This is a genomic window from Planctopirus limnophila DSM 3776, from assembly GCF_000092105.1.
GTDB classification, from domain to species: domain Bacteria; phylum Planctomycetota; class Planctomycetia; order Planctomycetales; family Planctomycetaceae; genus Planctopirus; species Planctopirus limnophila.
This window is the reverse complement of sequence record NC_014148.1, coordinates 2,826,305-2,839,199: the sequence shown is the minus strand read 5'-3', so window position 1 is coordinate 2,839,199 and position 12,895 is coordinate 2,826,305. Positions and strand designations below refer to the sequence as shown.

Below are 12,895 nucleotides of genomic sequence, written 5' to 3'. Positions count from 1 at the left end.
CGTTCTCTATTGCAGACGATCAGGCTTCAGGGCCAGTTCAAAGCACTCTGCCAGAAGAATGACTGAAGCAAAATACGAAGCAGGAATCAGACTGACAGTTGATCCCGACCTGGCAAAATGACCTTCAGAGGAAAATCACATTTCCAGAGAACCTTCTTTTAGAAGGTTACTCTTCAATGAATTCCACTTCGCCGTCGCTGAATTTGACGTCGAAGCGCGTTCGCAATTCGTCAAACCACCTTTGCTGCAGTTCCATGCTCTGACCCTCTGTCAGATATTGATACGTCGTGGGCAAATTAAACTGTGATTTTTCTGGAATAAAGGATGTCGCCAGATACTCAGAACGCAGTTCTTCTAGTGAAGTCAGTCCCGAATCGGGGAGGCCGGCTCGCTTGGTGACTTCGACCAGATAAACAATCGATCGATCCTGATTGAGAGCAGCACCGACCTGACCAGGCTGGAGGTCCTGGAAAACCGTTCTCATAAAATCATTCCCGGCTCCGGTCACTCCGGTAACATTCGAAAGAGCAGGTCGGAGGAAGGCCTTGAAGAAACTCATCTGAGGATTGCTGGAATCGACAGTCATCCAGGAGAAGGCATTGGTATCGCGCAGTGTGATGACGGGTGACTCTGGCTTGCCCGTGATGGTTTGGTCCTTCACAATATCAGCTAGTGGCTTGTTACCTTCTTTGGCCAGCTTTACGAGTTCCGAGGCACGCTTTTCAGCGAGTTCACGAGCTTTTTCTCGCTTCCAGGCTTCCACAACCATGTCCTTGACCGGGCCATCGGATAGTTCGGGTACTCTTGACGGCTTGCGTTCGATGACCCAGTAGATGAAGTCCCGGTTCACCAGGCGATCTTCCGCAAATCGAGATCGGAAAGGATCAATCTTGAAGGCCGCTGTGTGGACGGGGACTGGTTGCTGGTTTGGATTTCGATCCAGAGTCGTTTCCAGCGCGACACCGATATGGCCAGCGGTTTTTGCACGCAGTTCCATCTCCGAGAGGTGGGATGTTTCTTCATACTTGAGCTTGTGCTTGCCGGCGATCTCTTTGACTTTTGTGGCGATCTCGGCCATGGCGGCAGTACGCTTGGCTTCGTCAACTTTGTCGCCTTCGACAGGAGTCGGGTAGAGCCGCAATGCGGTTTCAATTTCGCTGGATGCGTTGCTGATCGCCGCTCGCATGGCAGCGAAGGCACGTTCTTTGAGAATCATTTCTTCGATTTGATTCCGGACATCTTCAAAGGGCTGAATCGCATCTTTGGCGACTGTCCCGGGAAGATTATCGAGCACAGTTCCTGCAGGCAGAGTCGGGTCAATCATCAGCGGCGAGGTGGATGGGCCATTCGTTGCTGGCGGGGTGGCCGTTCCTGTGGCAGGAGGTTGTTCCGGAGTTGCTGGCTCTGCGGGTGTGGCCTCACTTTTGGCGGGTGCATCAGCCTTTGCAGGCGTGGTTGCAGGGGCCGCCTCGGGAGTTGACGAAGGTGCCGTGTTCCCCTCTTGAACGACAGGTACAGCAGCCGACTCTTGCATCAGACTTGCCAGAGGATCGGGTTCCGGGCTGGGCTTGATTTCTGGTGCTGCGGGACTTGCCGGTGCTGGGGCAACAGGTTCCGTTGGTGATGGGGCGGTGGGTGATGGAGGAGTCGATTCTGTTGTCCCGGCAGGAGCAGGAGACTCTTTTGCAGGCTCTGCTTTCGTTTCCGGCTCCGATTTTTTCTCAGGAGCTGGGGATTCTGGAGTTGCTGCAGGTTTTTCGGAAGGCGTGCCTTCGGTGGCAGGCTTACTGCTGTTTGCAGGGTTCAGTGCACTGGCTGCGTCTGCGGCCGGTGCGGTGCCATCTGCTGGAGCAGTCCCCGTCGAGGGCATGTCATTCGGCAGATTGCGAGCCCTGAATCGAGGCTTATTCTGCTCGTAGAAGAGTCGCAATTCGTCTTCTGTCGGGCGGACGACTTCATTCTCGAAGACTTCAAAATCGGCTGCCAATGAACCGAGAGAGACTTTCGGAGGCTGCAGAAATCCCGGTGTCCCGGTGGGTGTAGGGAACTTGTCCTTATACTTATTGAAGAATGCAGTGAGTTCGGCATTGGTCGGTTCGGGAAGTTCGCCGACGAAAGCCACGACAGGGAGTGCAGCGACGCGCAGCTCTTCCTTGAGATTGAGCTTCTCAAACTCGGCCCAATACTGATCTGGTGTGGGCGTGAGAGTGGTGACAACACCCTGGCGAGCAACTGGTGGCCGCAACAGGCGGGCTGCGAGATTTGCGGTCAGCTCGCTTTTGATCACTTCGAACAGTCGGCTTTCGTCGATATTCAAGCGACGAATGACTTTGCGGAAATCCTCAGCACTCAGCTTTTCATCCGTAATGCGGCGAATGAAGCGGTCCACAGCAGCATCATCGAGCACGATATTCTGCTGCCTGGCCTCGGCCAGAAAGACATCTTTGAGCACCAGATCCGAAGGATCGAGTGACCCGAAATAACCATCCTGAAACTCGGAAGCGTTCTTCTGTCGATAAACAGGATCCACGACTGTCTGGACAAACTGTTCGGCAATCATGCGATTGCGGCGAGCTGTCAGCAGGTCGCTCTCGGTATAGCTGCGCAGCGTGGTGGTGACCATAGGGACGTCGCCGCGCACGGTGGTCAATCCGATGAGTGCACAGATCGCACCAACCGCAGCACCACCTAAGCCGTATTCCGTCCCTTTGCCGCGCTGGGCACCGACAAACCACATGCCACCGCCGCAGATGAGAGCCATCAGGGCGACCGCTAATGTAATGGGAAGTTCGCCACTTCCCATGGTCGACTGATCGAAGAAGATGAACGAAAACATGGCCATGCAGGTGACTGCGACCATGAATGTTTTTTGATTGCGACGAAACACATCAAACGGCGATCCTGCCATTCTTGCTTCCTCTGCCTGATGTTCAGTCAAACGTAGTTGTGGTTTGTGTCTGTGATGATTTGTTCAGAATCAAACTATTCCGCAATTTGTCTTCCTTTACGTCAACCCCAGTGGTCAGCGCTTGACAGTTGCGGGAACAATTCCTTATGCCTTGGAACGAATTCCCTTGTCTGTTTCTGTTTAGGTGCATGGCAGACAGGGACGCATTCTAGCTTTCCGCATAACCCGCACAAGTTCCACGACTGGCTTAAGCAGCGTTTCTTGACAACCAGTCATTTTCCGCAAGGGGTTCCCAGGTAGGGAGTTCAATGTGGACTTGGTTCCAGACTTCATCAGGTACTCTCCGTGGCAGCAAAGCAGCATAAAGCTCTGGTGATCGTTGAATCTCCCGCAAAAGCTCGCAAAATCGGCGAGTATCTGGGGAAGGACTATATTGTCCTGGCCAGCATGGGGCATGTGCGTGATCTGCCTTCCGGAGCAGCCGAAGTCCCCGCAGAACTCAAAAAAGAGCAGTGGGCGACTCTGGGTGTCAACATCGACCAGCAGTTCGAGCCGGTTTATGTTGTACCCAAAGACAAGAAAAAGACGGTCAAAGAGTTGAAGGATGCCCTGAAAACTTGTTCAGAGCTCATTCTGGCAACCGACGAAGACCGCGAGGGGGAGAGCATTGGCTGGCATTTGATGAAGCTCCTGGAGCCGAAAGTCCCTGTCAGCCGCATGGTCTTTTCAGAAATCACCAAGGACGCCATTCAAAAGGCGATTCGTAACACCCGCGAACTCGACCAGAATCTTGTGGAAGCACAGGAAACTCGTCGTGTCGTCGATCGCTTATACGGCTACAGGCTCAGTCCGCTCCTCTGGAAAAAGGTGGCACCGAGATTATCTGCTGGCCGTGTTCAATCGGTGGCAGTGCGTGTGCTTGTCAGGCGAGAGATGGAGCGGCTGGCTTTTCGTAAAGGGAGTTACTGGGATCTCAAGGCGGCATTAGCAACAGCAAGTTCCGCCCGTTTCGACGCTGCGCTGGCGACTGTCGGCGGCCGGCGTGTGGCTCAGGGACGCGATTTCGATGAGTCGACCGGGCGACTGAAAACCGATGCCGACGTGTTGCTGCTGGATGAAGCGCAGTCGAAGGCTCTTCAAACAAAACTGGAAGAGAGTCCCGACTGGGTTGTCAGTAATGTCGAAACCAGGCTGCAGACGCGTAAACCTTATCCGCCATTCACCACCAGCACCTTGCAGCAGGAAGCCAACCGCAAACTGGGTCTAAGTGCTCGCGAGACCATGCAGATTGCGCAGCGGCTCTACGAAAACGGCTTTATCACCTACATGCGTACTGATAGCGTCAGCCTTTCACAAGAGGCGATCTCCGCCTCCCGTGCCTGCGTGACGAATCGATACGGACAAGAGTTTCTGCACCCGGAAGTTCGTCAATACACGACAAAGTCCAAGTCGGCACAGGAGGCTCACGAGGCCATTCGTCCGGCGGGTGTCGAGATGAAAACTGCCGAAGAATTGAGTCTCAATGGTCGGGAAGGGGCACTCTATGCCATGATCTGGAAGCGCACCGTCGCGACCCAGATGGCAGAAGCCCAGCTTCGATTTCAGACGGTGACAATCGGTACCCTCGACGTGGAATTCCGGGCGACGGGACGGCATGTCGAATTTGCTGGTTTCTTCCGGGCCTATGTTGAGGGAAGCGATGATCCCGAAGGAGCACTCGAAGATTCTGAAGCAGCACTTCCTCCCATGGAGAAAGGTCAAAAGCTGACTTGTAAGGAAGTGCAGGCTCTGGCACACGAAACCAAGCCACCGGCCCGCTACACAGAAGCCACGTTGGTCAAAACACTTGAAGAAGAAGGGATTGGCCGTCCCAGTACTTACGCTTCGATTATCGGGACGATTCAGGATCGTGGCTATGTTCGCAAGCAGGGCAACCAGCTGGTACCCACATTTACGGCCATGGCGGTCACAAAGCTGCTTGAGAAAAACTTCTCGCGGCTGGTTGACCTGCAGTTTACCGCCCGCATGGAGCAGGATCTGGACGATATCGCGAATGGTCAGGCAGAGCGTCTGCCCTATTTGAAGTCGTTTTACTCAGGTGAAACTGGCCTTGATGAGCAGGTCAAGCAGAATGAAGCAGGGATTGATCCTCGCGAAGCCTGCACGCTCGATATTGACGGAGTGAACGCTAAAGTTCGCCTCGGAAAGTTTGGGGCATTCTTTGAAGGGGAGCGCGATGGTCAGCCGGTCACTGCAACGATCCCCGACGATATCGCTCCTGCCGATCTGACGAATGAATTGGCCGAAAAACTGATTACCCAGAAAAGCCAGGGGCCTCAGTCGCTGGGGATTGATCCGGAAAGTGGCCTGCCCATCTTTTTGCTGATCGGGCCATTCGGGCCTTACCTGCAACTGGGGGAAATGAAAGATGGCGAAAAGCCCCGCCGTGTTTCGATTCCGAAAACGCGAGATGTTTCGACCGTCAAACTGGAAGACGCACTCGAATACATGAAGCTCCCTAAGGCGTTGGGGCCACATCCAGAAACAGGTAAGGTGGTCAAAGCCGGGATCGGCATGTATGGCCCTTATGTGCATCACGATAAGACGTACAAATCGCTCGACAAGACAGACGATATTCTGCAGATGACGATGGAGCGGGCGCTCGAGCTGCTGGCACAGGCTAGAGTGCGAGTACCAGTGGCTCCTCTCAAAGAACTGGGCGCTCATCCGGTGGATGGAGATCCTGTCCAGATCTTTGAAGGGAAATATGGCCCTTACATCAAGCATGGCAAAACCAACGCGACGATTCCCAAAGAGCGGGAACTCGATTCGGTCACGTTAGAAGAGGCTGTCCGATTGCTGGATGAGAGAGTCGCCAAGGGAGGTGGCAGTACTGGACGCCGGGGTGGCAAGAAAGTGACCAAGAAAGCTGCGGCGAAAAAGGCGGCTGCTTCGGCAGCGATGGCCACGCCCAAGAAAGCGACAGCCAAAAAGAAGGCAGCCAAGAAAGCCACAAAGAAGTCTGTTTCCTGAGCCAGCACTTCTTTCTGAAAATCAGAGCTTCAGATTCAGGCTGATCTGATTCAGAAGGTGAATTCTGAGATCTGTTCGCGAACTTCCATCAGAGCAAATCCCAGGAGATTGAGGCCTGGCCAATGCTCTGGAGAAGAGTTTCGCGCCTCTTGTTCTGAAAGTCCGATTCCCCAGATGTGATCTGTGGGGCTCGCTTCAATCAGAACTTTCGTGCCAGTCCCCAGGAGGTACTGGCGCAGCGTATGGTTCTGGGTGAACTTGGCCCAGTTGCCATCGACGACGAATCGAAATCGGTGGGCCTCCCAGCGGGCTTCATCGAAGTCGCGGACCTTTCGTCCAGCGGCTTTGGCTTCTTTCGGACTGATGGTCGCCCGGATCTCTGCCAGAGTGGCAAAATCACCGAAGAGTCTGGCTTTGGAGGCCATCATCCAATGTTCTGCCGTCGGATAGACGACCCCGTCGATCGTGAAGGGAGAGGGGTACCACTGGCTCAGGCAGGCGTGATTCACTTCGCCATTTTCAGGTGGAGTATGCCCCCAGAAGTACAGAAATTCGATGGCTGCACCACTCGCATGTTTCTGCCGCAGTTCATGAAGATCACGCATGAATTTTTTCCCACTTGGGGCAGGTAATTGCCGAGAATCCTGAAGTCAAAATCATCGGCACAAGAGCAGCCCAGTGATTCATGAAGTTAGCGCCAGAACGGAGAAAATTATTTTTTTGCAGGTCGCTTTGGATCTTTCGCAAGAGGTAGCTGGACCTGTTTTCCGCTCCAGGATGATTGGTAGATGGCGAGAATCATTTCGACGGACTTACGGCCCTCGGCGCCTGTGACTTTCGGCGTACGCCCGGTCTTGATGGCAGCGAGGAAATCCTTGAGTTGCTCGGCATGATTCTGAAAACTGATCGCCTTCGGGTCACTGGCACCGCCTGAAATCGCCGAGTTTTTCCCATACTTTTCCAGAAGGGCTGCATCCTTCGCTTTGGGTTTGGCGAAGTTCCAGAGAGTGATCTGATCCTGCTCGATGATCGCGGAACCCGTTGTGCCGTGGATTTCTGTGCGTTTGAGCAGGCCGGGCCAGGCACTGGTTGTCGCTTCAATCACGCCGAGGGCACCATTTTTGAATTTCAAAGTGGCCACGCCCACGTCTTCCACCTCGATGCGGTCGTGGGCCAGTGTCGAGGTGATACCACTGACAGTATCGACATCTCCCATGAGCCAGTAAAGCAGATCGACATTATGAATGGCCTGGTTCATGTACGCTCCGCCGCCATCAAGTGCCCATGTCCCTCGCCACGCACCGCTGTCGTAGTACTCCTGGCTGCGCCACCATTTGACGTAAGTATCGCCGAGAGTCAGCCGTCCAAAGCGACCTTCATCGATCGCCTGTTTCAAAGCGAGATTGGCAGGGCTGAATCGTGAAGGGAAGATCGCACACAGCTGCACATGGTTTCGAGTGCAGGCCTCGATAATGGCGTCGCAGCGCTTGAGGCTGATTTCCAGGGGCTTTTCGACGACCACATGCTTTTTGGCATTGGCTGCTGCCACAGCGGGTTCTAAGTGAGCACCGCTGGGAGTGCAGACACAGACGACATCGACATCCGGGCGAGAGAGTAGTTCCTCAATCGTGCTGCAAGCGACTCCACCATGCTCTTCCGCAAACGAAATCGCCTTGGACGGGGTGGAGTTATAGCAGGCCTTGAGGCTTGCTCCGCGAATCGACTTGATCGCTTTCGCGTGGAAATGGGCAATCATGCCACATCCAATAATGCCAAAACCGATTTGAGACATGGTGGATTTCAATCAAGAGTTGGAAGCAGTTGGAATCGTTGAGATTGAATGTTGAAGCAATTTCAGCTGGGGAGGTTAAGCCTGGCGTAACGCTTTTTGCCGGCTTTGAGAAGCAGACCATTCGTGATCGGGATCGCCTGGTCATGAGAACTGATCACCTGGAGATCGTCCCCAAAGTAGGCACCTCCCTGGCTGATCAGCCGCCTCGCATCGGAAGTTGTGGGGCACAGCCCCGCCTGTTTGAAAAGGATTGCGGCTGTCACAGTTCCATTAGAAACAACGGAGGCCTCGATGGTGACTTGTTCAATGTCGGCGGGGAGGGCACCGGCACTGACTTCCGCTTCCCATTGCTGAATCGCTTCATCGCCTGCTGTCGAGGTATGGTATTGGGCAATGACTTCTCTGGCGAGGCGTTGTTTTGCCAGTTTGGGATGACCTGCCAAGAGTTGCTGAACTTCATCAAGGGGGATATTCGTCAACAGTTCGAAGTACATGGGCATGACTTCATCGGGAATCTGCATGAACTTTTTCATCATGGCCAGTGGTGACTCAGCAATGCCGATGTAATTCCCCAGGCTCTTCCCCATGCGTCTTTTGCCATCGAGCCCAACCAGAATGGGGGACATCACCCCTAACTGCTGTTCAAGCTGCTGGTCACGCTGCAGATCGCGAGCCAGCATAAAGCTGTAAAGCTGCTCGGTGCCGCCCAGTTCGATATCGGACTTGATCTCGACGGAATCCCAGGCCTGCATCACAGGGTAAAGGCATTCGTGCAGGAAAATGGGTGACTGGCTGGCATAGCGTTTGGCAAAGTCATCGCGTGTCAAAAGCTGGGCGACAGTCACCTTGCTGCACAGCGTGAGAATGTCGGCAAAAGTCATCTTGGAAAACCATTCACCATTGCGGTGAATTTCGGTTTTCGAGAGATCAATAACTTTACCCACCTGCTTCAGATAATCTGTCGCGTTGGCTTCGACTTCTTCGGCTGAGAGACGTTTGGCCCGGGCCTGGTCGCGCCCACTGGGGTCACCCACCATGGCGGTGAAGTTGCCAATGATCAGCACAGCCTGGTGACCCAGTTCCTGGAACTGCCTCAGCTTTCTCAAAGGAACGGTATGCCCCAGATGCACATCAATCCCCGTGGGGTCGATGCCGTACTTGATTCGCAGCGGACGGCCGGTTTCTCGGCTTTTTGCCAACTTGCGAGCCAGTTCCTCTTCGGGAACCACTTTCTCGACTCCCCGCAAGATCACCTTGAGTTGATCTTCAACCGGGGGAAAGGCAAGGGCGGGCTGAGCGTCGGACATGAAAACCTCGATCATTCGAACGACAGGATCGGGCCGGTGGAGGCCATCATCCATGAATATCAACATGGTTGTTAAGAGAATACATGCAAGGCCGTCAAAGTGACGACCTCGCACTTTGAGTGCAACTCAAGAAGTCCTGACTTTCATTGGAAGTTGATCTTCGAATAGCGTTTCGAGAGCGATACCAGCTTTTTGCGAAAAGGAAACTTCGATGGCTTCGGGTGCTGTGATCGGTGGATTTTGTTGTTCAGGGACTGGAGATTTTTCGGGAGCAGCCGGTTGAGTCGCGTTCACCGCCAGAACCTGCATGATCAACATGGTGGCATTAAAAAATGAGTGCAGGGCCACGACCGAGAGCCAGCTTCTTCTGCGGTCAAAGAGGATTCCCAGCATGAAACCAACCAGCAGCAGTGGCACCGCATCTGGCCAGCCATGCACAGCCGCAAACGCCATCGCAACGATGGGAATGGACCAGTTCCTTCCCAGCAGACGAGTGAGCCAGCCTTGAAGGATGACTCGGAACAATAGTTCTTCAAACAGAGGAGCCACAATCGCAGCTGTCAACAACAGCAGCGCGATGTTGATCCATGGAGAATCGAACGAGAGCATCTTGAGAATCGGATGGCTGTCTTCAGGCTTGATCCACGGGCTTAAAGAAATTCGCAGAATCGCGGCACCAGTGAGCATGAGCGGAGTGGCCCACACCGCTGAAATCAAGTCTTGAACTGGTTCCGGGCTGATGATACCGACTGCGCGAAATCGCCTGGGATCAATGGCCAATAGCAGAAACAGCATGATGATCGTGTTCTGTGCGACCAGAAAGAGAACCTGGTTCATGGTGAATTCGGCAGCAGGTTTTGGTGCGGGACTGATCACATGCAGAATGGCAGGTAAGAGCAGTGACAAAAGGATCCAACTGCAGGCCAACCATGTTGCCAGTGCGGGCCATGCAGCCTGCTGATCGCTCAGCTGGCGTTTAGGAATCGGGCTGGCCATGTCGCGGTCAAGAAAAGCGGCCAGACTCCAGATGGTGCTGGCGAGGCAACCTCCAAAAATTCCCACAACGACAGACATGAAAATCCCGCTGGCAATGGTGCTATTCATTGTCGGGATTCCATTCAAGTAGATACCACAAAGGGGGAAGAGGCCGTTATATTGCTGTTTGAAATCAGACAGGGAGAAATCGATTGACGACATCAACCAGTAAAAATGTCCTCGATGAAATTGTTGAACACAAGCGAGATGAAGTAAAGCTGGCGAAAAGTCGGGTTTCGGCGGCAGTGCTTTCGGCACAAGTGGCAGATTTGCCAGCCACCCGTGGGTTTGCCCGGGCCATTGAGCAGGCTGACGATATTGCTCTGATTGCGGAAGTCAAAAAAGCCAGTCCATCGGCGGGTTTGATCCGTGCAGACTTTGACCCTGTCGCTCTGGCAAAGACTTATGTTCAACATGGTGCCACCTGCCTGAGTGTCTTGACTGACGAACGTTTTTTTCAAGGTTCGTTGGACTATTTGAAGCAGATACGGCGAGCCGTCGATGTTCCGCTTTTGCGAAAAGAATTTGTGATTGATCCGTATCAGATTCTTGAAGCGCGAGTGGCGGAAGCTGATGCGATTCTGCTGATTGCCGAATGCCTTTCTCAGTCGATGATGGAGGAGCTTTTCGGTAAGGCGACAGAACTTGGTATGGATACACTTATTGAACTGCATGATGAAGAACATCTGGAGCGAGTCCTCTCAATTGGCTCAAAGCTGGTAGGAATTAACAATCGTAACCTGAAAACGATGGTGACAGACCTGCAGCAGACGGAACGACTGGCAGCAAGAATTCCTGCGGATGTGCTGCTGGTCGGAGAGAGTGGTATTCGTACCCGGGCTGACGTGGATCGCTTGAAGCTGGCTGGTGCGCGGGCCATTCTCGTCGGCGAATCTTTGATGAAACAGCCGGATGTCGGAGCGGCGGTCGAGGCTTTATTGAAGCCACAATCCCGTCATGCAGTCATCGAATAACAGCAGAGAACCCGCTTTAACTCCATCGAACTGATGGACATACCACCCCCTCGACAGAGTTCAAAACTGGAGAATGTTTTGGAAGAGCATGTGCTGGTCGTCCCCACGAAAATTTTCCACGATCTGGGTCACTTTGAAGGTTTCTGTGCGGAGACAGACAAGTATCTGGCAGAACTGCTGAATCCTGCTCATACGCGGTATGAGCCACGGAGTGCCGTCGAAACCGATCCGTCGCTGAAACAGCTGATTCCTTACTGTATTTTTACACATGGTGGAGAGATCTTTTATTATCGCCGTGGTAGCAAGGGGGGAGAGGGCAGGCTGCACAAGAAACGATCGATCGGAATTGGCGGGCATATCTCGTCGACAGATCCGGCGGGAGGAGAGCGGCGTTATGGCCCGGCAATGGAGCGGGAAATTGAAGAGGAAGTCTTTCTGGAGACAGGGTTTAAAGAGCGTTGCGTGGGCCTGATTAACGACGACTCCAGCGATGTGGGACGCGTCCATTTGGGGATTGTCCACGTTTTTGAGTTAGAAGCGGCAAAAGTTCGCCCACGGGAAGAGTCGATCTTAGAGTCAGGATTTGCCCCGCCGTCACAATTGGTTGCTGAAATTGAGGATTTTGAGACCTGGTCGCAGATTTGTCTCAAGTCTTTGTTCGCAAAAGTCTGACTCCGCGAGAGAGTCTGGCTGTTCAGGCCTGTTGAAAATGACGGTGGCTGCAGTTATTGCCGACCGCTCAAGGGAATTTGAATGGTTGGCCCAAGCGCATGGATGTCTGGAAGCGACAAAGGAGTGTCGAGAATGAGTGATGGTTTAACTCGTCGATCCCTGTTGGGGGCTGCTGCTGTGGCGGTCACTGTTCCTGCTGCGACGAAAGTGCTGCAGGCTCAGGAAAGTGCTGCCCGTGGCCAACTGAGCGACGAAAGTCTGGGAACGCTGCTCAAGGCCATGGGGCTCGAAGCAAAACTGTTCGACAAGCGTTATGACTTTGTTTTTAAAGCGAATGTCAATAACGACGAATGGGAACTTTCCATGAGCACTGTGCTCAGCATGGATCGCTCTGTGGTATGGATTATGGCCTGGCTGGATGAACTTCCACGCTCGGCTGCTGATGTGCCTCGTACGGCACTGCTCAGGCTGCTGGCTGATAACGACAAGCTGGGCAAGGGCAAGTTCTTTGCTTACATCGCCAGCAATCGCCGGTTCGTGTTGCAGCGAGTGATTCCGAATACGGACATCACCTCAGCATCATTCCGTGCCGATCTGGATGATCTGGGAGCGACAGTGGTTTCGACACACCCCCATTGGGCTGTCTCCAACTGGTCGTCACCCACACAGCCCGATCCCTCCGCAACACCCGCCACGAGCACGATTCAGGGGAGTGCACCACAGGGTGCGTCAACCGGATCTCAACCCGGGACTGCTGTGCGCGATGGTGCGACAATTCGCCGTTAATTGAATAACACGGAACGTCATGCGTTCCATGTCTGCTAATGAAAATGTGCCATTGGGGAAGCTCGCCGAAAGCGAAATTCTCCAGTGGCACTTTTCGTTGATGCCCATTCAGCGAAATCGCAAAACAGATTGAATTGCTGATTACCTGGGATGGCTGGGAGTGATCTGCTCCTGATCCTTGCGTTGCATTTCATCCAGCACAATGGGATGCAGTCGACGACTACGGCGGTCGGCAGGTTCATAATGAGAGCGAGCCCAAGCTCTCAGACGAAGCTCTTCGACAAGATCAACATTCGCACCCGAATCAACTTTTGTGGCGGCAAGTGAGGACATTTGGAAGCCTCCAGAAGGGAATCATCGCCAGTTTGGAAAAGAGCGGCAACGAACC

Annotated in this window: 10 protein-coding genes; 4 read left to right on the top strand and 6 right to left on the bottom strand. The window is 53.6% G+C overall.

Annotated elements, in window-relative coordinates; all coding sequences use genetic code 11:
• Window positions 1–166 precede the first annotated feature (166 nt).
• Window positions 167–2,908, bottom strand: coding sequence for a hypothetical protein (locus PLIM_RS11320; RefSeq protein WP_013110458.1), 2,742 nt, complete (start codon window positions 2,906–2,908; stop codon window positions 167–169).
• Window positions 2,909–3,253: 345 nt separating this feature from the next.
• Here PLIM_RS11320 and topA point away from each other — a divergent pair, with 345 nt between their 5' ends.
• Complete coding sequence (topA, locus tag PLIM_RS11315) at window positions 3,254–5,941, top strand: type I DNA topoisomerase (protein ID WP_013110457.1); 2,688 nt, start codon at window positions 3,254–3,256, stop codon at window positions 5,939–5,941.
• 50 nt (window positions 5,942–5,991) lie between these two features.
• Here topA and PLIM_RS11310 read toward each other — a convergent pair whose 3' ends face one another.
• The 4 genes from PLIM_RS11310 to PLIM_RS11295 all read right to left on the bottom strand — a co-directional run bounded on the left by PLIM_RS11310 (window position 5,992) and on the right by PLIM_RS11295 (window position 10,144).
• Window positions 5,992–6,546: an NADAR family protein gene (locus PLIM_RS11310; protein ID WP_013110456.1), complete on the bottom strand. Its 555-nt coding sequence runs from the start codon at window positions 6,544–6,546 to the stop codon at window positions 5,992–5,994.
• 107 nt (window positions 6,547–6,653) lie between these two features.
• A complete protein-coding gene (locus tag PLIM_RS11305; RefSeq protein WP_013110455.1) occupies window positions 6,654–7,733 on the bottom strand; it encodes a Gfo/Idh/MocA family protein in 1,080 nt (359 codons plus the stop codon).
• Window positions 7,734–7,795: 62 nt separating this feature from the next.
• Window positions 7,796–9,040 carry a tyrosine--tRNA ligase gene (tyrS, locus tag PLIM_RS11300; protein WP_013110454.1) on the bottom strand — a complete coding sequence of 415 codons (1,245 nt, stop codon included), beginning with the start codon at window positions 9,038–9,040 and terminating at the stop codon, window positions 7,796–7,798.
• Window positions 9,041–9,166: 126 nt separating this feature from the next.
• On the bottom strand, window positions 9,167–10,144 hold the full coding sequence (locus tag PLIM_RS11295; protein WP_013110453.1) for a CPBP family intramembrane glutamic endopeptidase: 978 nt from the start codon (window positions 10,142–10,144) through the stop codon (window positions 9,167–9,169).
• 83 nt (window positions 10,145–10,227) lie between these two features.
• Between PLIM_RS11295 and trpC the strand changes: the two genes are divergently transcribed.
• The 3 genes from trpC (at window position 10,228) to PLIM_RS11280 (ending at window position 12,507) form a co-directional block, all read left to right on the top strand.
• The gene (gene trpC / locus PLIM_RS11290) at window positions 10,228–11,049 is read left to right on the top strand and encodes an indole-3-glycerol phosphate synthase TrpC (RefSeq protein ID WP_013110452.1); all 822 of its coding nucleotides are present in this window, start codon (window positions 10,228–10,230) and stop codon (window positions 11,047–11,049) included.
• A gap of 78 nt (window positions 11,050–11,127) precedes the next feature.
• Complete coding sequence (locus PLIM_RS11285; RefSeq protein ID WP_013110451.1) at window positions 11,128–11,721, top strand: phosphoesterase; 594 nt, start codon at window positions 11,128–11,130, stop codon at window positions 11,719–11,721.
• Window positions 11,722–11,853: 132 nt separating this feature from the next.
• On the top strand, window positions 11,854–12,507 hold the full coding sequence (locus tag PLIM_RS11280; protein WP_013110450.1) for a hypothetical protein: 654 nt from the start codon (window positions 11,854–11,856) through the stop codon (window positions 12,505–12,507).
• 141 nt (window positions 12,508–12,648) lie between these two features.
• Here PLIM_RS11280 and PLIM_RS11275 read toward each other — a convergent pair whose 3' ends face one another.
• Entirely contained in the window at window positions 12,649–12,840 is a 192-nt protein-coding gene (locus tag PLIM_RS11275; RefSeq protein WP_013110448.1) for a hypothetical protein, read from the bottom strand.
• Window positions 12,841–12,895 lie beyond the last annotated feature (55 nt).

Excerpts from the sequence above, each read along its gene's own strand:
- PLIM_RS11275 (WP_013110448.1), bottom strand. The coding sequence starts at position 12,840 with ATGTCCTCACTTGCCGCCACAAAAGTTGATTCGGGTGCGAATGTTGAT.
- PLIM_RS11280 (WP_013110450.1), top strand. The coding sequence starts at position 11,854 with ATGAGTGATGGTTTAACTCGTCGATCCCTGTTGGGGGCTGCTGCTGTG.
- PLIM_RS11305 (WP_013110455.1), bottom strand. The coding sequence starts at position 7,733 with ATGTCTCAAATCGGTTTTGGCATTATTGGATGTGGCATGATTGCCCAT.
- PLIM_RS11295 (WP_013110453.1), bottom strand. The coding sequence starts at position 10,144 with ATGAATAGCACCATTGCCAGCGGGATTTTCATGTCTGTCGTTGTGGGA.
- tyrS (WP_013110454.1), bottom strand. The coding sequence starts at position 9,040 with ATGTCCGACGCTCAGCCCGCCCTTGCCTTTCCCCCGGTTGAAGATCAA.
- PLIM_RS11320 (WP_013110458.1), bottom strand. The coding sequence starts at position 2,908 with ATGGCAGGATCGCCGTTTGATGTGTTTCGTCGCAATCAAAAAACATTC.
- PLIM_RS11310 (WP_013110456.1), bottom strand. The coding sequence starts at position 6,546 with ATGCGTGATCTTCATGAACTGCGGCAGAAACATGCGAGTGGTGCAGCC.